We start from the raw sequence: 22,640 nt of genomic DNA, 5'->3' as shown, positions 1-22,640 counted from the left end.
TAAGATGCTACTGACTGAAAAACTAGCCAATGATATTGTCACGCGTGCAATGGGAATTATCCATCACAACGTCAATGTGATTAATAGTCAGGGCGTGATTATCGCTTCAGGTGAAAAAAAGCGTATTGGTGAAACCCATGAAGCCGCAGTGGAAGTGATCCGCTGCGGCAAACGGATCACCATCTACAATGAAAATGAAGCACGAGCTTATTCGAATGTGGCACCGGGGATAAACCATCCGATTGTTGTGGCTGATAAAGTGGAATTAGTGATTGGCGTGAGTGGTGATCCTGTTGTGATCCAGCGTTATGCCGAGCTCGCTATACTGACGGCTGAGCTGCTAATTCAACAAGAAATTGAGCGGCGTAGTATTAACTGGCAGCATCGTTTGCGTGACATGCTATTTGTCCAGTTTATAGAAAGCACAACGCCAGCACAGGGGCGCAGTGCATTACTAAAATTGCATAATTCCGGTTTTGCGTTCACTTTACCGACTATTCCTGTGATTATTAATATTGAAGCTATTCAGTACCGCCCTGAAATACTCGATACGATCATTACTGAATTATCAGCTATGGAAAAAAGTGATGTGCTATTACTCAATAGCCGAGAAATTTTGATGCTATTCCCATCAACGCATTATCAAAATGAATCGTTTATTTCTAATCTTCATTTCATTCTAGATAGCCAACTTAGCCAATATTATATTGGCGTTGGTGTTCAGGCAGATACGCAAGAACATGTGAGGGATGCAGTACATTTTGCACGTTCAGTAATTGAAGTTGGACGGCTAACGGTTCCTGATAAACAAGTCTTTTTATTTAAAGAAATGGCATCTTTATGCCTCTTTAATGAATTGGAAAATAGCTATCTATTTAATTTCTTTTTAGATATTTGCCATAAAATATTGTTGCATGATTCGGGCGATATTTTGCTTGAAACCCTTGAGCTGTTTCTATCGCAGAATGGTGAAATAGGTAGCACCGCGCAGCAATTAGGCATTCACAGAAATACATTAAGTTATCGGTTACAACAAATTAAAAAGCAAACCAGTTTGGACCCGACAAGGTTTACGGATCTCATTCAGTTATCTGTTGCGATGCATGGCTACCGTCGACGTTACCCAAAACAACAGCCATGGCTCGATGCATTAAGTTAAGAAGCCGTATCATTACTTTTGTTGTAAAACCCAAATAGCGGCTTCAACGCGCGATTTTAAATTAAGTTTCTTTAGTAAGTGTTTGACATGGACTTTGACGGTGCTCTCTGTGATTTGTAATTTATTCGCAATCATCTTATTTGATAGCCCCTGTGAGATTAAATCTAAGATATGGGTTTCTCTTGGGGTTAGTGCTGATAGATTATGCTCTGTAGGGGCTCGGTTATCTCTTAAAGATTCAGCTAAAATGGAAGCGAGCGTTGGGCTAACGACCATTTTACCACTTGCGGCTTCTTTTAACGCAATAATTAATTTTTCAGGCTCCATGTCTTTGAGTAAATAGCCATCAGCACCTCGTTTTAACGCATTAATTAAGTCTTCGCCATAATTGGACACCGTAAATAAGATAATACGGCCTGAAAGTTCTCGGTTACGTAAATTATCGAGTACTTCAAAGCCATTCATACTAGGCATATTGAGATCTAATAGGATTAAATCTGGGTCTTGTTCTTCCGCAATTTTAATACCCGTTATTCCATCGTCTGCTTCACCAATTACCTTTAATGTGGGTTCTAAACTAATTAATTGTTTAACACCATTACGTAGCATCGGGTGGTCATCAATCAGTAAAATGGTAGATTGCCCAGTCAGTTTATTTTCATTTTTCATTAATGAGTTACTCCAATTTAATTAAGCCACAGTCAGTGGAAATACGACATTAACAATAGTGCCACCCTGAATTCTTGGCGAAATTTGATATTTCCCATTTAGGCTTAGCGCTCTTTCTCTCATAATAATCAATCCATAATGGTTATTTTTTGTTGGCTGAGGCTGAATACCTTCCCCATTATCTTCTATTGCCATGGTGATTAATCCGTTATTTTCGATTAATGAGACTTGTGACCAGTTTGCATTAGCATGTTTGAGAATATTGCTTAAAGCTTCTCGGATTATCTGGATAATATGAATAGATTGATGTGGAGAGAGGCTTTTGGCTGGAATTTGGTAATTTAATCCAATTTGAAAACCAAGGCGCTGACTGAATTCTTGGATTGTGCTTTCTAAGGCAGGGAATAGGCCTGGTTCAGTTAATTTTAGTCTGAAGGTTGTTAAAAGCTCACGTAATTGACTATAAGCGGAATTTATTTCATTGCGCATTTCGTTTAATAGTTCTTGGTGCTTAGTTGGCAATATTTTAGGTTGCATTTGCAGATAACTAATTTGCATTTTGAGGCAAGATAATGATTGTGCGATGGAATCATGCAATTCTCTCGCAATCGCCGATCGTTCATCCATAATCAGTAACTGCTGTTGTTGCTCTAATTGGTGCTCCATCGCTAGCATTCCAGCGATTTGTTTAACTAGCATCAGCACTAAATTATTTTGTTCTTCAGATAATGGCTGATTTATATCCATTTCAGCTAAAATCATGCCATAACGCTGTAAATTATCAGAAATCTCCCATGATATTACTTTAAGGTGTTCAGCCATCTTGGGTGACTTGAGAGAGTGCTCCTCGTTTTCTGGACAATGAATTTCATGAAAGCAGGCATCATTGTTTTCTTCGTATAGCCTCAATCTAATATTTTGCAGTGGGATTAAGCTTTTAAGCTCAAATAACACTTTTTCTAACCTGATTGATAGTGGCCCAATGGCATGTAGGGTTCGATTAGATTGGTATAAATAGAGTAATACTTTATTTTTCTTTTGCAGATCGGCGGTTTTTTCGATAACTCGAGATTCTAATTGATGGTAACTCTGTGCGAGCTCATCCGACATTTGATTTAACGTATGGCCCAGTGAATTTAGCTCATCTTGTTTTTTGCCTACAGGAAAGCGCTGACTAAAGTCTTGGTGACTAATCGCGTTCACCATATGAAGTAACTTAAGCCAAGGTGTATAAATTTTCTTTCTAAAATGGCAGATAGCAAAAATAAGTAGCAATGAAACGAGGCCAATAAATACCATTTGAGTGATTGCTACATAGGTTATTTTTCGTTCTGTTTTTTCATCAATATTACGAACTAATGCATCGAGTTTATTAACAAAGGTAACGACCGCGAGACGTGCATCATTAGGAGAAACTGCATGGTTAAGAGCAGGTTTTAATTCTGTAACCCAATATTGATAAATCTCAGCAAATTGCGGATTTAAATCTTCTATATCGACAACTTGTGTTAGTTCATTACTTAATAAATTTTTTTCAAGCTCACTAACATATACGTCAGAATATTGGTTGAGTGGCACTAATGAAAGTAAATGATAACTTTGCATCCGCAATGAGCCTGATTTATTTATTGCATGTGCATTTCCTTGCACACTAATAATCATACTATTTGAAATTGTCATGCCAATAATACCGAGTACGGCAATCAATAGCATTAAACCAATAACTTGGTTAATGATTGAAAATCGGTGATAAGCAATAGACATAAATGATCCTTTCTACTCTATACGTTTATTTATTATTTTTGATAACGTAGATATTGTTTCTCTATTATATAAAATTGAATATGCTACTTCGGTATTACTCCTTAATATCCCATTGAATTATTCGCTTTAAATTTCAACAAATAAAATTACCGGGCAATGATTTTTTTTTGTTTTAATTCAATTGATTATTGTTTTGTACTCCTAATACTCCTCTAGTGGTTAACGAGAAAAATCACGCATATTTCATTTAAATCTCTCTTGATTTAGATCAGCTTCACGGTGGTCTATTCGCCACACACTGCGAGCAGAAATTGTATTTATCGGGGTGATTTATGTCTCAACGAGATAATGTTAATAGTGTAGCTGCACAGTCAAATAATGGTGTTATACAGGATTGGCGTCCTGAAGATACTCGGTTTTGGCAGCAAACAGGGCAGCGTATTGCCAATCGTAATTTATGGATTTCTATTCCATGTTTATTGCTCGCATTTTGCGTATGGATGTTATTTAGTGCAGTTGCGGTTAATTTAAATAAAGTGGGTTTTAATTTTACGACAGACCAATTATTTTTATTAACCGCATTACCTTCCGTTTCAGGTGCTTTATTAAGAGTCCCTTATTCATTCGTTATTCCTATTTTTGGTGGGCGCCGTTGGACTGCTATTAGTACGCTGTTTTTAGTGATCCCATGTATTTGGCTAGGTTATGCGATTCAAAACCCTGCCACGCCTTATCAAGTCTTTGTCATTATTTCCCTACTTTGTGGTTTTGCCGGCGCTAACTTTGCATCCAGCATGGCCAATATCAGCTTCTTTTTCCCTAAAGCTCGCCAAGGCGGTGCACTTGGCCTGAATGGTGGGCTAGGAAATTTAGGGGTCAGCGTCATGCAATTGGTGGCGCCTTTTATCGTTGGTGTTGGTGTATTTACTTTCGTTGGTGGGACTGGAGCGGCTCAGCCTGATGGCTCAACGTTGTGGTTAGAAAATGCTGCTTGGATTTGGGTGCCATTTCTACTGCTTTTTACGGTGATGGCTTGGTTTGGCATGAATGACTTAGCGGCTAATAAGGCATCTCTTAAAGCACAATTACCTGTTTTGAAACGTGGCCATCTATGGGTATTAAGCCTGTTATATCTGGCGACATTCGGCTCGTTTATCGGTTTTTCTGCTGGTTTCGCGATGTTATCGAAAACCCAGTTTCCAGACGTCATTATCTTGAAGTTTGCCTTTTTTGGCCCTTTCCTCGGTGCGTTAGCTCGCCCAGTCGGTGGCATGTTATCTGACCGTTTTGGTGGTGTGAAAGTCACATTACTGAACTTTGTGGTCATGGCTGTTTTCTCCGGCTTGCTGTTTTTTACGTTACCAGAAAACGGTCAAGGAGGCTCTTTCGGGGCGTTTTATGGCGTATTTATGGTGTTGTTTTTAACGGCAGGGCTAGGCAGTGGCTCAACCTTCCAAATGATTGCTGTTGTTTTTCGTAAATTAACCATGGACAAAGCCATCTTAAGAGGAGCTTCAGAGCAAGAAGCCCAAAAAGAGGCGGTAACAGAAAGTGCTGCAGCTTTAGGGTTTATCTCTGCTATTGGTGCAATAGGTGGCTTCTTTATTCCAAAAGCGTTCGGTACATCATTAACACTGACGGGTTCACCGGCAGATGCAATGAAAGTGTTTTTTATATTTTATCTTTCCTGTGTGTTTATCACGTGGCTGGTATATGGCCGTAAACACAAATAATAACAAGTCATAAAAATCAATTTTAGCAATGTACGGCGCCGGTCGCCGTCTCTTTGGAGGCAATCCGATGAGCAAGTTTTTAGATAGATTTCGGTATTTTAAGCAGTTGGGCGAAACCTTTTCAGGTGATCACGGGCAAGAGTTAAATGTAAACCGTGATTGGGAAGATGGTTATCGTAGCCGCTGGCAGCATGACAAAGTCGTGCGTTCCACCCATGGTGTCAATTGTACGGGCTCTTGTAGCTGGAAGATTTATGTCAAAAATGGGTTAGTGACTTGGGAAACTCAACAGACGGATTACCCACGAACTCGCCCAGATTTACCTGATCATGAGCCGAGAGGATGCCCTCGTGGTGCGAGTTACTCTTGGTATTTATATAGCGCAAACCGTGTTAAATACCCAATGATGCGTAAGCGCTTACTTAAACTATGGCGTGAAGCAAAAGCGGAGCAGCAAGACCCTGTTGCAGCGTGGCTATCTATTATCAATGACCCACAGAAGGCACAAAGCTATAAACAAGCTCGTGGTCGTGGTGGTTTTGTTCGCTCAAGCTGGCAGGAGGTGAATGAACTGATTGCGGCAGCGAACGTCGCGACGATTAAAGAATTTGGTCCTGACCGCATTGTTGGCTTTTCACCAATTCCCGCGATGTCGATGGTTTCCTACGCCTCGGGTGCTCGCTATTTATCGTTAATTGGTGGCTCATGCTTAAGTTTTTATGACTGGTATTGTGACTTGCCACCTGCGTCACCCATGACGTGGGGCGAACAAACTGACGTACCTGAATCAGCGGATTGGTACAACTCGTCTTATATTATTGCTTGGGGTTCTAACGTACCGCAAACGCGTACGCCAGACGCACACTTTTTTGCAGAAGTGCGTTATAAAGGGACGAAAACGGTCGCAGTGACGCCAGACTACGCGGAAATTGCCAAATTATGTGACCATTGGTTGAACCCGAAACAAGGAACGGATAGCGCCATGGCAATGGCGATGGGGCATGTGATCCTCAATGAATTCCATGTAAAACGTGAAGCGGAATACTTCCGTGAATATGTGCGCACTTATACCGATATGCCGATGCTTGTCATGCTAGATAAGCGTGAAGATGGTTCTTATGCCGCAGGCCGCATGCTACGGGCATCTGATTTACATAATTCATTAGGTGAAGAAAAAAATGCCGAATGGAAAACTATTGCGATTGATGAAGAGACAGGTGAATTATGTGCTCCACAAGGTTCAATGGGATTCCGTTGGGATGGTGGCCAAAAATGGAATTTAGAGCCGCGTGCTGGACAAGATGCACATAACATTAAAATGAAACTCAGCTTGGCAGATAGCCATGATGAATTTGTCGATGTTGGTTTTCCTTACTTTGGTGGCTTAGAAAGTGAGCACTTCCAGCATGTTGAACTTAAAGATGTTTTATTACATAAACTGCCCGCTAAACGTATTCAGTTAGCTGATGGTAGCGAATCATTGGTTACTAGTGTTTATGATTTAATGCTAGCGAACTACGGTATTGACCGTGGTTTTGGTGATGAAAACTGTGCGGTTGATTACGATGATATGAAAGCGTATTCACCTGCGTGGGCGGAAAAAGTCACAGGGGTTAGCCGCCAAAATATTATTCGCATAGCGCGTGAGTTTGCCGATACCGCAGAGAAAACCCATGGCCGTTCTATGGTGATTGTTGGCGCAGGGATTAACCATTGGTATCACATGGATATGACCTATCGTGCGATTATCAATATGTTGATTTTCTGTGGTTGCGTTGGGCAAAGCGGCGGCGGCTGGTCTCATTATGTTGGGCAAGAGAAATTACGGCCACAAACGGGTTGGTTACCTTTAGCCTTTGGTTTGGACTGGCAGCGCCCACCTCGCCATATGAATAGCACATCTTTCTTTTATAACCATTCAAGCCAATGGCGTTATGAAACAGTCGCAACAGAAGAGTTGTTATCGCCTCTAGCCGATAAGCAAGCCTTTAGCGGCAGTTTGGTTGATATGAATGTACGTGCAGAACGCATGGGGTGGCTGCCGTCAGCACCACAATTAAATGTCAACCCATTGAATATTGCGAAGAAGGCACAAAGTGAAGGAATGTCACCCACTGATTATACTGTTAAACAGTTGAAAGAAGGGAATATTCGCTTTGCTTCAGAGCAACCTGATGACCCTCAAAATTTCCCACGAAATCTGTTTATTTGGCGTTCAAATTTATTGGGGTCTGCAGGGAAAGGTCATGAATATTTATTGAAATATTTATTGGGTACTGAAAATGGTATTCAAGGCAAAGACTTAGGCCAACAAGGCGGCGTCAAACCTGAAGAAGTGGAATGGCAAGATAAAGCGGCAGAAGGGAAAGTTGACTTAGTGGTGACTCTCGACTTCAGAATGTCGAGCACCTGCCTGTTCTCGGACGTTATCTTACCGACCGCTACTTGGTATGAAAAAGACGATATGAATACCTCGGATATGCATCCATTTATTCACCCATTGTCAGCTGCGGTCGACCCAGCTTGGGAATCCAAAAGCGACTGGGAAATCTATAAGGGGATTGCCAAAGCATTTTCTGAGGTCAGCGTTGGGCACTTAGGCAAAGAAACGGATGTGGTGACGTTGCCGATTCAACATGATAGTGCAGCCGAGATGGCACAACCGTTTGATGTTAGAGATTGGAAAAAAGGGCAGTGTGAGCTTATTCCAGGGAAAACAGCGCCACATATTATCTGTGTTGAGCGTGACTACCCAAACACTTATGCACGTTTTACCTCTCTTGGCCCACTCATGGATAAACTGGGTAATGGTGGTAAGGGCATCAGTTGGAATACGCAAGATGAAATTGATTTCCTGAAAAAGCTCAATAAAACTCAGCCTGAGGGGGCTAATGCAGGGCGACCAAAAATTGAAACAGCGATTGATGCCGCAGAAGTCATTTTAACACTCGCACCTGAAACTAATGGGCAAGTGGCAGTAAAAGCATGGGATGCGTTAAGCAAAGTAACGGGCCGCGACCATACTCATCTTGCTCGTTATAAAGAAGACGAAAAAATCCGTTTTCGCGATATTGTTGCGCAGCCGCGTAAAATTATCTCTAGCCCGACATGGTCAGGATTGGAAGATGAACATGTTTCTTACAATGCCTGTTACACCAACGTGCATGAAATGATCCCATGGCGGACGCTCAGTGGTCGTCAGCAATTGTATCAAGATCACGAATGGATGCGTGCCTTTGGGGAAAGCCTTGTGGTGTATCGCCCACCAATTGACACTCGAGCGGCTCAGCCACTTATGGGGAAAAAATCCAATGGATTCCCAGAAAAAGCACTGAACTTTTTAACACCGCACCAAAAATGGGGGATCCACTCTACTTACAGCGACAACTTATTAATGTTGACGTTAGGCCGCGGTGGTCCAGTTGTTTGGCTTAGCGAAGAAGATGCCCGCGAACTGGGTGTTGAAGATAACGATTGGGTTGAAGCTTTTAACAGTAATGGTGCATTAACCGCTAAAGCGATCGTTAGCCAACGTATTCCTGATGGCATGATCATGATGTATCACGCCCAAGAACGGCTGATCAACTTACCAGGCTCTGAAATTACGGCTCAACGTGGCGGAATTCATAATTCGGTCACGCGTGTTTGCCCGAAACCTACGCATATGATCGGTGGCTATGCGCACCTTGCCTATAGCTTCAATTATTACGGAACCGTAGGTTCTAATCGTGATGAATTTGTGGTTGTTCGCAAAATGAAACAGGTTGACTGGCTGGATGGTGAAGGTGATGCCTACCAGCAGACCTTGAGCGGAAAGGAGAAAGCATAATGAAAATTCGTTCTCAAGTCGGCATGGTGCTAAACCTTGATAAATGTATTGGTTGTCACACTTGCTCAGTGACCTGTAAAAACGTGTGGACTAGCCGCGAAGGGGTAGAATACGCATGGTTTAATAACGTCGAAACCAAACCAGGTATTGGTTACCCCCATAATTGGGAAGACCAAGAAAAATGGAAAGGAGGCTGGATCCGCACCATTAAGGGTAAATTGGTTCCACGTATGGGGAACAAAGTTGGCGTTTTATCAAAAATCTTCGCTAACCCAGATGTACCTGCTTTGGATGATTATTATGAGCCGTTTAATTATGACTACGGCCATTTAAAAAATGCTAAAGAAGGTAAGCACGTACCGACAGCACGCCCTCGTTCATTAATTACTGGTGAGCGAATGAGTAACGTGAAAATGGGACCAAACTGGGAAGATGATTTAGGCGGTGAATTCGCCAAACGAGCCCAAGATAAAAACTTTGAACATATTCAGAAAGAGATGTATGGGCAGTTTGAAAATACGTTCATGATGTATTTGCCACGCCTGTGTGAACATTGTTTAAACCCAGCTTGTGTCGCGACCTGCCCAAGTGGTGCAATTTATAAGCGCTCAGAAGACGGTATTGTTTTGATTGACCAAGACAAATGCCGTGGCTGGCGTATGTGCTTAACTGGTTGCCCGTATAAAAAAATCTATTTCAATTGGAAAAGCGGTAAATCAGAAAAATGTATTTTCTGTTACCCACGTATTGAGTCAGGCATGCCAACGGTTTGCTCTGAAACCTGTGTTGGTCGTATCCGATATTTAGGGGTATTGCTGTATGACGCCGATAAAATTGAGTCGGCTGCCAGTGTCGAAAAGGAAACCGACCTTTACCAGAGCCAACTTGATGTTTTCCTTGATCCCCATGATCCAAAAGTGATTGAAGAAGCGCAAAAACAAGGGATCCCATTAAGTGTGATCGATGCGGCACAGAAATCTCCAGTGTACAAAATGGCGATGGAGTGGCGCTTAGCTCTGCCATTACACCCTGAATACCGCACGTTACCAATGGTGTGGTATGTACCACCTTTGTCACCGATCCAGTCAGTGGCGGATTCAGGGCTATTAGCTAATAAAGGTGTATTGCCGGATGTCGAAAGTTTACGCATTCCAGTGCAATACCTTGCGAATTTGTTAACCGCAGGGGATACCGAACCGGTGTTATTGGCGTTAAAACGTATGTTAGCGATGCGCCATTTCAAACGGGCAGAAACCGTGGAAAACCAATGTGATACCAGTGCATTAGAGCAAGTCGGCTTAACACAAGCTCAGGCACAAGAAATGTACCGCTATTTAGCCATTGCTAACTATGAAGACCGTTTTGTCATTCCTTCCAGTCATCGAGAATTGGCGCGTGAAGCATTCCCTGAAGCGAAAGCTTGTGGCTTTAGTTTTGGTGATGGTTGCCATGGCAGCGATAGCAAAGCGAATTTATTTAATAGCAGGCGCATTGACGCCATTGATATCACACCAAAAAATAATCAGGAGAAAGCACTATGATGACACTAAAAGTGATTTCTCGGTTATTGGAATACCCTTCGGAAGCGCTTTGGTTACATCGTGATGAGCTCATTGAAGCGCTAGAACAGGCTGATGAGCTGCCTGTCACACGGGCTGTTCAACTGATGGTGTTTGTGCGTGAGTATCTCAACGAAGACTTACTTGATATGCAGGCGCAATATTGTGAACTGTTTGATAGAGGGCGCGCGACATCATTATTGCTATTTGAGCATGTACATGGCGAATCCCGAGACCGAGGGCAAGCGATGGTTGATTTAATGGCTCAATATCAGCAACAGGGTTTGCACATTGATTGCCGTGAATTACCCGATCATTTGCCCATTTATTTGGAATACCTCACGGCATTACCGACCGATGAAACTATCGAGGGGTTACAGGATATTGCGCCAATTTTAGCGCTGTTAGGGGAAAGGTTGAAACAGCGAGAAAGCCGTTTCTCTGTTTTATTTGATTTTTTACTTGAGCTTTCCCATAGCGACATTGCTGCGGAGCAATTAAGAAAACAAGTAGCAACCGAAGTACGGGATGATACCCCAGAGGCGCTAGATGCAGTTTGGGAAGAGGAGCAAGTGAAATTTTTTGCCGATGAAAAAACATGTGGTAGCGAAGTTGCAGCGCATCAACATCGCTTCGCCAATGCGGTGGTACCACAGTATTTGGATCTCAGTGTGGGCAGCCATGTAGGAGTTCAAAAATGAATTTTATCAATCAATTTTTCTTCGATATTTACCCCTATATCGCTGGGACGGTATTTATTGTCGGTAGTTGGTTACGTTACGATTACGGGCAATACACGTGGCGAGCGGGTTCCAGCCAAATGTTGGATAAAAAGAACATGCGTTTGGCATCAAACTTATTCCATTTGGGGATTATTGGGATTTTTGTCGGGCACTTTTTAGGTATGTTAACGCCTCATTGGATGTATGAATCTTTTCTGCCAATGCACATTAAGCAGTTAATGGCGATGATTGGTGGGGGATCAGCAGGTGTGATGATGTTAATTGGTGGCGCGATGCTATTGAAGCGCCGCCTGACAAACCCACGAGTGAGAGCAACTTCATCCTTTGGTGACATCATGATCTTAACCTTGCTGGTGGTGCAAGTTTGCTTAGGGTTACTTACCATTCCATTCTCAGCACAACATATGGATGGTAGCGAAATGTTGAAATTAGTGGGATGGGCACAGTCTATTGTGACATTCCATTGGGGGGCATCCAATTACCTTGAAGGGGTTGGCATTGTTTTTAAACTGCATATTGTGTTGGGGATGACGATATTTTTACTCTTCCCATTCTGCCGTTTAGTGCACATTTGGAGTGCACCTATCGAATACCTGACTCGTCGGTATCAATTGGTGAGAAATCGCCATTAGGTTTTGGGCATATAGGAATATTGACCAGTATATTTTTTAATACAACTGGTTCTTGTATAAACAACAAACATGGTTATTTTGCTACCCCATCTTATATAAGATGGGGTTTTGTTTTAAAGGCTGATTTACTTTTTATCACCATCACCTTGAGTATAGATAATGTTAAATATAATGATGAACTATGATGATTTTCGATGACGCCCTCAATTAAATATTAGTTTATATATTCTAGGTATTATTATTTTGGCGGTGATGTGTTTATTGAAAGTCATTTGGTCTTTCGCTTTACTCCACTGTGGGATTTATCTATTTCGCTATTTGACGTATTTCAATTTAATTAACCATATTAAAGATGGATTGATTGGTTTTAATTGAAGGTATTTGGTGCCGATTTTGGCCTTAATATGGGGATGTATATTTATAAAGTTATCTTTAGTTACCTTTTATTGCTATTTGAAATGATTTGAAATATAAAAAATTATCTAATGATTGTTTTTGGTTTGATTTTTTCTTAATTATTTCTATTTCCACTTTAATTTAAGTAAATGTTTTTTTATATGAATGATTTCTAGGTGTTATTTATATTTATTTTATGGTTTAATTTATTTATCTGTTTGATAATTATTGATTTATTTTTGTTTTTTTGTTTTTTCTCATATGTAACAATTAGTGAATTATGAAATATTATGAAAATATTTATTTGTTTTTTTTGGGATGTTTCTGATTAATTATTTGTCGGGTAAATCTCGATTTAATATCTTTGGATTAATTTTCTGATTGAGTTATCTCTTCCTTCATTTTTTTTCACTAATAAGAACCTGTTTTATGAGTATAAAAAACTTTATTAGTAATGATTGGGTTTATTTTGTGGTTTTTTATTAAAAAAAGGTCGATTTAATTAGATGTACATCACTCGTTTATCCAGTAACGGAGTATTTAAAATAGAGTATTCTCAGGATATTATATATATATCACTAACTTACAATGTGAGTGATTAATTAATCTTCAGATTTGACATAACTAGAATGAGATATAATAATGGCACCGCATTGATGCATTGTTTAATTATTTTATTTATTAATGGAGTTTGATAAATAGGAATAGTTATTAGTGTCAATCCTTAATATTTACTAATCGAATATATTTTAAGAAAAAATTAAAATAATCAGATTGATAATAACTCATTATTTTAATTTGTGTCGTCTTTTTTATCTAATGGAAATGTATAAAATGAAATTAAATAAACTTGCTTTAGTATTAGGTTTAGGTCTAGCAGTAGTTGCTGGTTCTGCTTCTGCAAACCAAGGTGGCGGTCAAGTCACTTTTAAAGGTTCAATTATTGATGCTCCTTGCTCAATTCCACCAGGTTCTCAAGCATTTGAAGTACAAATGGGTGCTATCGCGACGTCTGCATTAAACGGTGGCGGTAAAAGTATTGCTCGTGACTTCAATATCCAATTAGAGCAGTGTGACATCTCAACTCTGAAAACTGTTCAAACTACATTTACTGGTATTCCAAGTACTTCGGTAACTGATGGTTTAGCTATTGCTGGTACTGCGAAAAACGCGGGTATCGTGATCACTGATTACAACGGAACTAAAATTGCTTTAGGTGCTAAATCACCATCTCAAACTTTATTAACTGGTGCGAACACATTGCGTTTCCAAGCTTATTTGCAAGGCGATGATGATGCAGCAAACAAACCAGCTGTACCAGGTGAATTTGATGCAATTGCAACATTTGCTCTGAGCTACCAGTAATTGGTATAGCCCGTACAAGGATGTATGGGCACTAATTTTAATGCATTGAAATTGGTTATTAAGTTGAAATGGAGTCGCTATGAATCACTTTGGCATCATTGTCATGGTGCTTTCAGGAATGATATTTGCCCCGATAGTTAGTGCGCAAAATCAAAATTCTCGGGCACAAAGTCAGTTCAAAGGAACTGTTACCATGGGCGGTTCAATCATTGAGAGCCCTTGTGCAATAGATGCAGATAGCCGAGATCAATCAGTTAACATAACTACTGTACCGGTTAGCCAGATAATTCACGACAGAGAAAGTCCTACAAGTGATTTCTCTATACGCCTTATCAATTGTGTTTTAACACCGGTAACTCCTGGAACTCCTAATTGGCAAACTTTCAATATTACATTCGATGGTCCAACAGATGGCCGTAACTTCGATGTTTTTGGGCATGCAAATGGATTGTCAGTAAAAATTTCTGATACAGCTGGAAATGTAGCTATACCTGGTAGAGCAATGCCTGATTTACCCATTAGCGCAGGCAATACAACTCTGCATTATAAGGTGCGGGTAGTATCTAATAATAAACGTTTAAAACCAGGGAATTATCAGACAACTATCCGTTTTAAAATGGATTATTACTGAGTTATTACTAAGGGACTATTATGGCTCTGCAATTAAAAAGTAAAAATAAAGTATTTAATAACTCAGTAAGTTATTTTTTAACGCCTGTTGCTACCATGGTGTTTCTTGCTATTGCTCATATAAATTTAGCTAATGCAAATAATGATAGTATTGAGTTTAATACAGATGTTTTAGATCTTCAGGATAAAAAAAATATTTCCTTAAACGAGTTCTCTCGTGCGGGCTATGTAATGCCAGGGAAATATCCATTTAAAATTAATTTAAATAATCGCGACTTAGCTGACATTTTTGATATTGAATATATCGAGGATCCTAATGATCCAAGTATGACGGAGCCTTGTTTAACGCCAGATGTTGTTGAACATATTGCTTTGCGCGATGAATGGAAGAAAAAGGTTGAGTTTGCTAAAAATGGCCAATGTTTAATTCCAGAAACGATCCCTGGAATGACAGTAAGCGGTTCTTTAGCCAAAGAAACAGTCACAATTACTGTACCTCAGGCTTATATCGAATTTACTTCTGATAACTGGGATCCGCCATCTCGTTGGGATGAAGGTGTACCCGCCCTAATTTTTGACTATAACTTGAATGCTAACTTAACAAGGCCTGCGGATTCAGCCAATACCCAGTCAGTTACTGGTAACGGTACAACTGGCTTTAACCTTGGTGCGTGGCGTTTTAGGGCAGATTGGCAAGCAAGTTATAATCGCACTAATGGGCAATCGACCGACCGTAAATGGGATTGGAGCCAATATTATGCCTATAGAGCAGTAAAAGAGCTAAATGCAAAGCTCACGATGGGTGAGCAATTTTTACGTTCAGGACTATTTGACTCATTCCGTTATATGGGGGCCAGCCTGATCTCTGACGAAAGAATGCTACCACCAAACCTACGTGGCTATGCACCGGAGGTGACTGGCGTTGCAAGAACCAATGCAAAAGTGATCGTGACTCAGCAAGGACGTGTTATTTATGAAACACAAGTTGCTCCGGGGCCTTTCCGTATTCAAGATTTAAGTGATGCGGTTAGCGGTAAATTAGATGTACGCGTCGAAGAGCAGGATGGCTCGGTACAAGAATTCCAAATGAATACCGCCTCCATTCCTTATTTAACTCGTCCAGGCTCAGTTCTGTTTAAGATTGCAGGTGGCCGACCGAATAATATGGAACATGAAACAGAAGGGCAAGGGTTTGTTACGGGGGAATTTAGCTGGGGGGTCTCCAACGGTTGGTCATTATTCGGCGGTGCAATAGCAGCAGGTGACTATAACGCGTTATCACTCGGTGTTGGTCGAGATTTACTCGCCTTTGGTGCAATTTCATTCGATGTCACCGAGTCACGCGCGAAACTGAAAACAGATAACAAAATCTATACGGGGGCATCGTATCGCTTAAGTTATTCAAAACGTTTTGAAGACTATGATAGCCAAGTCACTTTCGCAGGATACCGATTCTCTGAACGTGACTTTATGAGTATGAACCAGTACCTCGATCGTCGTTATAGAGGTGTGGAATTCGATAATAGTAAAGAGCTGTATACGATTACATTTAATAAGTATTTCACCAGTGCAGATCTGACAGCGTATCTGAACTATAACCACGAAACCTATTGGAATAAACCAGCGGCAAAACGTTATAACCTTTCTATTGCGAAATATTTTGATATTGGCCGTTTTAAAAATATCAACTTAAGTTTAACGGCATTCCGTAACAAATTTGATAATAGAAATAATGACGACGGGCTATATATGAATCTTTCTTTGCCTTGGGCAGATAGAGCGTCAATTAGCTACAACAATATGGTGACAAGAGATGGTAACTCACACACTGTCAGTTATTTTGATTCCATTGATGATAAGACGAACTATCGTGTGGGTACTGGGGTGAGTAACCGAGGCCGTGGAACTATTGATGGTTTCTATACACGTTACGCTGATTTAGCAACACTTACTGCAAGTACCAGCTATATCAATGGCGATACTACCTCAGCTGCATTTTCTTTACAAGGTGGTGCAACAGTCACAGGGCATGGTGCTGCATTGCACCGCATTAATACCCCAGGTGGAAGCCGTGTGATGGTGGGAACTGAGGGGGTGAAAAATGTGCCTGTTCAAGGTTTTGGGCCGACCACTGAAACCAATATTTTTGGTAAAGCGGTAGTTGCTGATATCAGTGATTACTATCGTACCAGTACATCCATTGATGTGACTCAATTGCCTGACAACGTAGAAGCCATCCGGACATCTCAGCCAATTACGCTGACAGAAGGGGCTGTAGGTTATCGCGAGTTTGAAGTGTTATCGGGTATTAAAACCATGGTGAGATTGGCATTGGCAGATGGAAGTTATCCGCCATTCGGTGCCACCGTGAGAAATGAGAAGAATAGAGAGCTCGGTATCGTAACTGATAATGGGTCTGTGTATATCTCAGGTATCAACCCAAATGAAGTTTTAGATGTGTATTGGGATGGAAGTGTGCAATGCAAAATTCAGGTTCCAGAAAATATTACCACGGCTGAATTTAACTCACTGTTATTACCGTGTACAAACAGCCCAAGTGTTGAACCTGGGTATATGCCAGCAAAAGCCGTTCCTGTTGGGCAGTCTGCTCCAGTTTACAAGCCTGCGCCGATTAAACAGGGCGTAGCGCCGAGTCAGCGTTGGTTATTAAAACCACCGGATATTGCTTACAGCACAGATTATACAGAGTAACCCAAGTTGCTTGATTTTATAAATAGTTGGTACTTATGAATATTAAAAAAATTGCATTTTTTACTACAACAATCACGTTATCTGCGGTGCTATGCGGGCAGGCTCTGGCTGCTATTGCACTTGATAGAACACGCGTTATTTATAATGGGACTGAAAAAACCATTAGCTTGAATATTAAGAATGAAAACACAGAATTACCTTATCTTGCGCAGGGTTGGATTGAAGACGCTAATGGTAACAAAATTGAAAGCCCACTCACGGTTTTACCACCAGTTCAACGTGTAGAACCAGGTGAAGGTAGCCAGGTTAAAATTCAATCTCTTCCTGATATCGCTACATTACCTCAAGACAGAGAAAGTGTTTATTACTTTAACTTACGTGAGATTCCACCACGTAGTAAAGAAGCTAACGTTTTACAGATTGCATTACAGACGCGTATTAAATTGTTTTATCGACCAAAAGCGTTATACGCCACTCGTACGGATTTAGAAAATCCATGGCAGGAAAAAATTACGTTAACGCGTAAAGGAGATGCCTACGAAATCACAAATCCAACTGCTTACTTTGTCACGATTGTGGATGCAAGTTCAAGAGTGGGAGGAGATACGGTGAAGCAATTTGAGCCTGTGATGATCTCACCAAAAAGTAACGGAATGCTTAAGGGTAGTGCAAGTGCGATGGGGGCAAAACCCGTTCTAACTTATATCAATGATTATGGTGGAAGGCCTAAATTGACGTTTGGTTGCGCCGGTACAACTTGCAAAGTTGAATCTTCGACGGACAGATAACGGAGAATAATGTATGAAAAGGACTCTCCAGTTCAGCACTATCTTATTTGGCTTAGTTCCAGTATTTACCTTTGGAATAAGTAGCTGGGATATTGATGGATTACACGGAACATTGACAGTAAATGGCATGATGACCGAGGCACCTTGTACGATGGATGTGACCAATTCAAAGCGCCAAGAAGTGTCTCTAGGGGAGATCCCTTCTTATTCACTCCGTAAACCTGGTGATAGAGCTGAGCCAGTGTCATTCGAATTAGAATTTAGGCACTGCATTCGTACGGAAAGTCGAATGAAAGACACTCGAACGGGTCGTGCACTTTGGGATGCAATGCAACCGGTGATAACGGTTTCTTTTGTTGCCGTATCGGATCAACATTTTCCAGAAATGTTAAGTGTAAAAGGTGTCTCTGGCGTGGCGTTAGAAGTGACGGATGCACAACGAGAAGATATCAGGTTAGGAAGTCGTGGTCGTCCACAATTTCTCGATGCACCGCAAGGCACACTTCAATATTTTGTAACGCCAGTGAGAACTCCCGAAAAACTGACGGAAGGAAGTTTCAGCGCCGTAATGGACTTTAAGGTGGATTATGAGTGATTTAAATAAGCAGCGGTACCTGCTGGCATCATGTCTCGCTGGAATATTTTTTACATCGGTTTCCTATGCAGGATTACCCGATTCGCGTATTAGCCTATCAGGAAGTACAAGGGCGACAATTACGCCAGGTATGATAACCGTACCGATTAAAGGGGTTGTTTTGGCACCACCACCTTGCAAAATTAATGGCGGAAATATAATCAAAGTTAATTTTGACGAAATCATGAGTACACGGATTGACGGTAATGCCTATGCAAAATCGATAAATTACAATATTGATTGTGAAAAAAGACCGACATCACAAATGAAAATGACGTTGGTTGGTATTCCTGCCTCCTTTGATAGTGGTGCGATTGAAACAGACATTCAAGGTTTAGGGATCGCTTTTCGTTATAACGGAAGCAAACTTCGATTAAACCAAGAAATTAAGTTTGTGTATCCAAATGCCCCTCAATTTGAAGCCATACCTGTTCGTGATTTATCCACAACATTAACAAAGGGTGGGGTTTTTCATGCGGGCGTCACTATCAAACTTGATTATCAGTGAGGGGAAAATAATGAAAAAAATAATGAAAAGACTTCCTCTGATAATGAGTTTGTTAGTTATACCTGTTAGCGCTGCGATGGCAAACGATGTGGAATTTACTGGAACCTTGTTACTTCCACCGCCTTGCACTGTTTTTGAAGATAAAGTTCACGTCATCGAATACAAAGACATTGGTTTACATAAGGTTGATGGCGTTAACTTTGCGAAACCGATTAATTACGCATTGAAGTGTGAAGAAAACTTAAAAGGTTGGGACTTAATGCTAACTATCAAAGGGACAGCAACAGATTTTGATAAGTCGGCACTGGAAACTAATGTTCGAGATCTTGGCATGCGTATTACCCAAAATGGCCTCGGTTTTGAAATTAATAAACCGTTAAAGATTAGCTATGGGCAACCACCTGTTTTAGAGGTTGTTCCTGTAAAGAGATTGGGAGTTACGTTGCCTGAAGGAGGCTTTGCCGCAACAGGGACATTGCTAGCGGAGTATCAATAATGAACAAACTAATTCAATGTGCAGTAGCTAGTGCCTTACTTATCAACGTTAGCACTGCTTTCGCTGTGCCTGATAATTTAAGGATTATCGGTAATTTAGTGGAGGAACCCTGCACTATTTTACCGGGTGATGAAAACATCCTGATGGAATTTTTTGATACACCAGAAAAAAACTTTTACGCCTATGGTGAAACTCCGCCTAAAGAGTTTGCGATTAAACTGGCCGACTGTGACACAACGATAGGCAAATTTGTGGAAGTGACGTTTTCAGGAACACCTAATCTCGCACTTCCTGGTTTTATTGCATTATCAACAGGTAGTGTTGCATCTGGTTTCGCAGTGGGGTTACAAAACTCAGATAAAACACCACTGGCTATTGACCAGAAAGGCTCGAAGTTAACGTTACAAGATGGTGCTAACCAATTGAGGTTCTATGCCTATTTAAAAGGTGAACCAGATGCTATTGCAAATAAGACAATAAAAGTAGGGCCTTACAGTGCTGTAGCAACATTTAAATTAGATTATGAATAATAAGGCTGTGACTAATATGAAAGTATTTTTATCGCTATTAATTGGTGCAGTCATGTTTTCATCTACTGCATCAGCCTCTGTTTTTTCCTATATCACTGAATCAAAGCCCGGTAATAACCCAAATAATGGGGATGCAAACTATAAGTACGTCATTGCTCGCTGGGATCCTGAATTGCCAACTACGCGTAATCCTTGCTTTAGGTGGTCGAAATGCTATCTCACCATAAGCCATAAGCATACAGCTGCTGGAACACCAGGGGCGGCAACCGTCGAGTTGGCCGAAATTTCTAGGTATGAATACATGCGTGACGTTCAGAATATACCCGGTGTTTTGGCAAAGGCGACAGCTCCAGCAACACAGTGGGCTGTTCATACTGGGGTTAGGCTACAGAATAATCAGGAATGTGTGGGGCTGTTTTACCAAGATCGTACTGGGGTTACGAGTAACGGTGGGTTAATTCCCGGCTCATTATGTGGTATTGCGCCTCCACCGATTGGGGCTTGTAAGATTAACAATACGATCCCTGATATCAACTTTGGTTCGATTAGCGAAGCTGAACTTGCTGGTCAATCAAAACAAGTAAACATTAGTGTGACCTGTAACTTAGCGATGGATGTGCTAGTGATTGCCACAGGTGTTAACGTGACAAATGGTCGTGTTAATTTACGACCGGATAACAGTTTATACGCGAATTTGTATCTAGGTGGAAACGATACGCCAGGAGAAGCTGGTTACAGAATTCATGTGCCTGCTGGTGGAACAAATTCGGTAACCATGAAAGCTGTATTAGGTACTAATGGCCGAGTTCAAGCCGGTCAGTTTGAAGGTGCCGCAGCCCTTATTTTAACTGTGCCTTAATAAATGGTGAAAATATGTATTCAGAAAATGGCAGTGAAAAAATCCATTATATGGTAGGTCAGAGGATCTTAGAAAAGCGTAGAGAACTGGGGTATACAGGGTTTCAGTTAGCTCAGTTATTAGGTGTTAGTCAACAACAGATTTCACGCTATGAAAGAGGCAAAATCAAGATTGATTTGTTTCACTTGTTTAAACTTGCATTTTTGATGGGAACACCAATTGATTGGTTCCTTGAAGATATCAGCTCTCAGCTCAGTGAAAATGGGCGGCTGGATGATACGCAATAATAAGTCTTTAACTGGTTGTTAATGATAAATAGGTTGAGATGACGATTTTATGTCGCCTAACTGTAATAAAAGTCGCTAAGCAAACACGTACAGTAGAAAACTCAACCTATTTATTTTTGAATTAAGTGTCGTAACAAACTGCCAACCCTTTCTTTTATAGCGTTCTCCTCGTTTTGTATCTCTCTCTTGCCTTTTGACACTTTAAAACTCATAGATTCAAAAAATTAAATTGATGTTTTTGTGCGTTGTAACAACTTTTCAGCGAATGCAAATGCAAACTAATATCATTTGCGCTTATTTGCGTGTAATATACGCTACATTGTGGATCACCAAATTTTATCATCAGTACTTTTATCGATGGACGGAGGAAATTAGATGTTTGCAAAATCATTAGTTTCGGGTATTGCTTTGTTATCAGCATTAGTATTAGCGGGTTGTGATAACGCGAAAGACTCTACAGAAACAGCTCAAGTCGCAGAAAAACAAACTATCACAATAGAACATGCCCAAGGCAAAACTGAAATTCCTCGTCACCCTCAAAAAGTCATTGTGATGAACATGGAAACACTGGACATCATGGATGCACTCGGAGCCCCAGTTGCCGGTGTTCCTCAAACCAATGTTCACTTCCCTGAATTCTTAACAAAATATAGCGGCTCTGAATACGTCAATGGCGGGACATTATTTGAACCTGCTTATGAAACATTAAGTAATGCTAAACCTGACCTGATTTTAGGTGGAAGCCGTGCCCGTGATGCCTATGACAAACTCAGTGGTGTTGCTCCAACTATTTCATTAGACATAGATAACAAAAACTTCATTGGTAGTTTAACTGAGCGTACTAATGAGCTTGGCGCATTGTTTGGTAAAGAAGAGCAAGCCAAAAAACTCATTACTGACTTCAATGCAAAAATTGAAGGTATCAAAGCTAAAGCGCCTACTGCGGGCAAAGCAATGGTGATCTTAGTCAGCGGCGGTAAAATCTCCGCATATGGCCCAGGCTCACGTTTTGGCTTTATTTTTGATGTGTTAGGTTTCGAACCAGCTTATGTGTTTGAAGAAAACACTGGTCGCCACGGTAATATCGTTAATGCAGAATTACTGGTGAAATTAAACCCAGACTGGTTATTTGTTATCGACCGTGACAGCGCAATTGGCAAAACGGATGCACAGCCTGCTGCGGAAGTATTAGATAACGCATTAGTGAGAAAAACAGCAGCATGGGAAAAAGGCCAAATTACTTACCTTGACCCAACTGCCGTGTATATTGCGGGTGGGATCCAAACTTATTCCCAGTTAATGGACGATATCAATACAGCATTAGAGAAGAGCCAAGCAAAATAACCG

At 40.9% G+C, this 22,640-nt stretch carries 19 protein-coding genes; 17 read left to right on the top strand and 2 right to left on the bottom strand.

Features of this window, described 5'->3' with window-relative positions; translation table 11 throughout:
- The first annotated feature begins 4 nt into the window (after positions 1-4).
- Positions 5-1,159 (top strand): CdaR family transcriptional regulator, encoded by a 1,155-nt coding sequence (locus M1F26_RS16860; RefSeq protein ID WP_004259365.1) that lies wholly within the window; start codon positions 5-7, stop codon positions 1,157-1,159.
- Between the two features lie 12 nt (positions 1,160-1,171).
- Here M1F26_RS16860 and narL read toward each other — a convergent pair whose 3' ends face one another.
- Positions 1,172-1,828, bottom strand: coding sequence for a two-component system response regulator NarL (gene narL, locus M1F26_RS16855; RefSeq protein WP_004259360.1), 657 nt, complete (start codon positions 1,826-1,828; stop codon positions 1,172-1,174).
- Between the two features lie 21 nt (positions 1,829-1,849).
- Positions 1,850-3,592, bottom strand: a complete 1,743-nt coding sequence (narX, locus tag M1F26_RS16850; RefSeq protein ID WP_140171764.1) for a nitrate/nitrite two-component system sensor histidine kinase NarX — start codon at positions 3,590-3,592, stop codon at positions 1,850-1,852.
- A gap of 332 nt (positions 3,593-3,924) precedes the next feature.
- On the opposite strand from narX, the gene M1F26_RS16845 reads away from it, so the two are divergent.
- From M1F26_RS16845 to M1F26_RS16770, 16 genes are all read left to right on the top strand, one after another.
- Positions 3,925-5,325, top strand: a complete 1,401-nt coding sequence (locus M1F26_RS16845) for a NarK family nitrate/nitrite MFS transporter (RefSeq protein ID WP_094962389.1) — start codon at positions 3,925-3,927, stop codon at positions 5,323-5,325.
- A 67-nt stretch (positions 5,326-5,392) separates the two neighbouring features.
- Positions 5,393-9,154, top strand: a complete 3,762-nt coding sequence (locus tag M1F26_RS16840; protein ID WP_140171763.1) for a nitrate reductase subunit alpha — start codon at positions 5,393-5,395, stop codon at positions 9,152-9,154.
- Entirely contained in the window at positions 9,154-10,695 is a 1,542-nt protein-coding gene (narH, locus tag M1F26_RS16835; protein WP_004259350.1) for a nitrate reductase subunit beta, read from the top strand. Before M1F26_RS16840 ends, narH begins: the two co-directional genes overlap by 1 nt.
- Positions 10,692-11,414 (top strand): nitrate reductase molybdenum cofactor assembly chaperone, encoded by a 723-nt coding sequence (narJ, locus tag M1F26_RS16830; RefSeq protein ID WP_140171762.1) that lies wholly within the window; start codon positions 10,692-10,694, stop codon positions 11,412-11,414. The genes narH and narJ overlap by 4 nt, the downstream gene beginning before the upstream one ends.
- Positions 11,411-12,088: a respiratory nitrate reductase subunit gamma gene (narI, locus tag M1F26_RS16825; protein ID WP_004259342.1), complete on the top strand. Its 678-nt coding sequence runs from the start codon at positions 11,411-11,413 to the stop codon at positions 12,086-12,088. The genes narJ and narI overlap by 4 nt, the downstream gene beginning before the upstream one ends.
- Before the next feature lie 1,230 nt (positions 12,089-13,318).
- The gene (locus M1F26_RS16820) at positions 13,319-13,849 is read left to right on the top strand and encodes a fimbrial protein (RefSeq protein WP_140171761.1); all 531 of its coding nucleotides are present in this window, start codon (positions 13,319-13,321) and stop codon (positions 13,847-13,849) included.
- Between the two features lie 79 nt (positions 13,850-13,928).
- Positions 13,929-14,480: a fimbrial protein gene (locus M1F26_RS16815; RefSeq protein WP_004259299.1), complete on the top strand. Its 552-nt coding sequence runs from the start codon at positions 13,929-13,931 to the stop codon at positions 14,478-14,480.
- Between the two features lie 20 nt (positions 14,481-14,500).
- A complete protein-coding gene (locus M1F26_RS16810) occupies positions 14,501-17,191 on the top strand; it encodes an outer membrane usher protein (protein ID WP_140171760.1) in 2,691 nt (896 codons plus the stop codon).
- A 35-nt stretch (positions 17,192-17,226) separates the two neighbouring features.
- A complete protein-coding gene (locus M1F26_RS16805; protein ID WP_004259296.1) occupies positions 17,227-17,979 on the top strand; it encodes a fimbria/pilus periplasmic chaperone in 753 nt (250 codons plus the stop codon).
- A gap of 13 nt (positions 17,980-17,992) precedes the next feature.
- A complete protein-coding gene (locus M1F26_RS16800; protein ID WP_140171759.1) occupies positions 17,993-18,574 on the top strand; it encodes a fimbrial protein in 582 nt (193 codons plus the stop codon).
- Complete coding sequence (locus M1F26_RS16795) at positions 18,567-19,121, top strand: fimbrial protein (RefSeq protein WP_140171758.1); 555 nt, start codon at positions 18,567-18,569, stop codon at positions 19,119-19,121. The genes M1F26_RS16800 and M1F26_RS16795 overlap by 8 nt, the downstream gene beginning before the upstream one ends.
- A 10-nt stretch (positions 19,122-19,131) precedes the next feature.
- Positions 19,132-19,617 (top strand): fimbrial protein, encoded by a 486-nt coding sequence (locus M1F26_RS16790; RefSeq protein ID WP_036958061.1) that lies wholly within the window; start codon positions 19,132-19,134, stop codon positions 19,615-19,617.
- Positions 19,617-20,147: a fimbrial protein gene (locus tag M1F26_RS16785; RefSeq protein ID WP_004259289.1), complete on the top strand. Its 531-nt coding sequence runs from the start codon at positions 19,617-19,619 to the stop codon at positions 20,145-20,147. The genes M1F26_RS16790 and M1F26_RS16785 overlap by 1 nt, the downstream gene beginning before the upstream one ends.
- A gap of 16 nt (positions 20,148-20,163) precedes the next feature.
- Positions 20,164-21,006 (top strand): fimbrial protein, encoded by an 843-nt coding sequence (locus M1F26_RS16780; RefSeq protein ID WP_004259287.1) that lies wholly within the window; start codon positions 20,164-20,166, stop codon positions 21,004-21,006.
- A 14-nt stretch (positions 21,007-21,020) separates the two neighbouring features.
- Entirely contained in the window at positions 21,021-21,293 is a 273-nt protein-coding gene (locus M1F26_RS16775; RefSeq protein WP_004259284.1) for a helix-turn-helix domain-containing protein, read from the top strand.
- Positions 21,294-21,668: 375 nt separating this feature from the next.
- Positions 21,669-22,637 (top strand): siderophore ABC transporter substrate-binding protein, encoded by a 969-nt coding sequence (locus tag M1F26_RS16770; RefSeq protein ID WP_125890592.1) that lies wholly within the window; start codon positions 21,669-21,671, stop codon positions 22,635-22,637.
- Positions 22,638-22,640: the final 3 nt, after the last annotated feature.

Source organism: Providencia sp. PROV048, assembly GCF_033688165.1.
Taxonomy (GTDB): domain Bacteria; phylum Pseudomonadota; class Gammaproteobacteria; order Enterobacterales; family Enterobacteriaceae; genus Providencia; species Providencia hangzhouensis.
This window is presented reverse-complemented; position numbering and strand designations above follow the sequence as displayed.

Coding starts and splice junctions, on each gene's coding strand:
- narH (WP_004259350.1), top strand. CDS start 9,154: ATGAAAATTCGTTCTCAAGTCGGCATGGTGCTAAACCTTGATAAATGT.
- M1F26_RS16775 (WP_004259284.1), top strand. CDS start 21,021: ATGTATTCAGAAAATGGCAGTGAAAAAATCCATTATATGGTAGGTCAG.
- narL (WP_004259360.1), bottom strand. CDS start 1,828: ATGAAAAATGAAAATAAACTGACTGGGCAATCTACCATTTTACTGATT.
- M1F26_RS16795 (WP_140171758.1), top strand. CDS start 18,567: ATGAGTGATTTAAATAAGCAGCGGTACCTGCTGGCATCATGTCTCGCT.
- M1F26_RS16805 (WP_004259296.1), top strand. CDS start 17,227: ATGAATATTAAAAAAATTGCATTTTTTACTACAACAATCACGTTATCT.
- narI (WP_004259342.1), top strand. CDS start 11,411: ATGAATTTTATCAATCAATTTTTCTTCGATATTTACCCCTATATCGCT.
- M1F26_RS16790 (WP_036958061.1), top strand. CDS start 19,132: ATGAAAAAAATAATGAAAAGACTTCCTCTGATAATGAGTTTGTTAGTT.
- M1F26_RS16815 (WP_004259299.1), top strand. CDS start 13,929: ATGAATCACTTTGGCATCATTGTCATGGTGCTTTCAGGAATGATATTT.
- M1F26_RS16780 (WP_004259287.1), top strand. CDS start 20,164: ATGAAAGTATTTTTATCGCTATTAATTGGTGCAGTCATGTTTTCATCT.
- M1F26_RS16810 (WP_140171760.1), top strand. CDS start 14,501: ATGGCTCTGCAATTAAAAAGTAAAAATAAAGTATTTAATAACTCAGTA.
- M1F26_RS16785 (WP_004259289.1), top strand. CDS start 19,617: ATGAACAAACTAATTCAATGTGCAGTAGCTAGTGCCTTACTTATCAAC.
- narX (WP_140171764.1), bottom strand. CDS start 3,592: ATGTCTATTGCTTATCACCGATTTTCAATCATTAACCAAGTTATTGGT.
- M1F26_RS16845 (WP_094962389.1), top strand. CDS start 3,925: ATGTCTCAACGAGATAATGTTAATAGTGTAGCTGCACAGTCAAATAAT.
- M1F26_RS16820 (WP_140171761.1), top strand. CDS start 13,319: ATGAAATTAAATAAACTTGCTTTAGTATTAGGTTTAGGTCTAGCAGTA.
- M1F26_RS16800 (WP_140171759.1), top strand. CDS start 17,993: ATGAAAAGGACTCTCCAGTTCAGCACTATCTTATTTGGCTTAGTTCCA.
- M1F26_RS16860 (WP_004259365.1), top strand. CDS start 5: ATGCTACTGACTGAAAAACTAGCCAATGATATTGTCACGCGTGCAATG.
- narJ (WP_140171762.1), top strand. CDS start 10,692: ATGATGACACTAAAAGTGATTTCTCGGTTATTGGAATACCCTTCGGAA.
- M1F26_RS16840 (WP_140171763.1), top strand. CDS start 5,393: ATGAGCAAGTTTTTAGATAGATTTCGGTATTTTAAGCAGTTGGGCGAA.
- M1F26_RS16770 (WP_125890592.1), top strand. CDS start 21,669: ATGTTTGCAAAATCATTAGTTTCGGGTATTGCTTTGTTATCAGCATTA.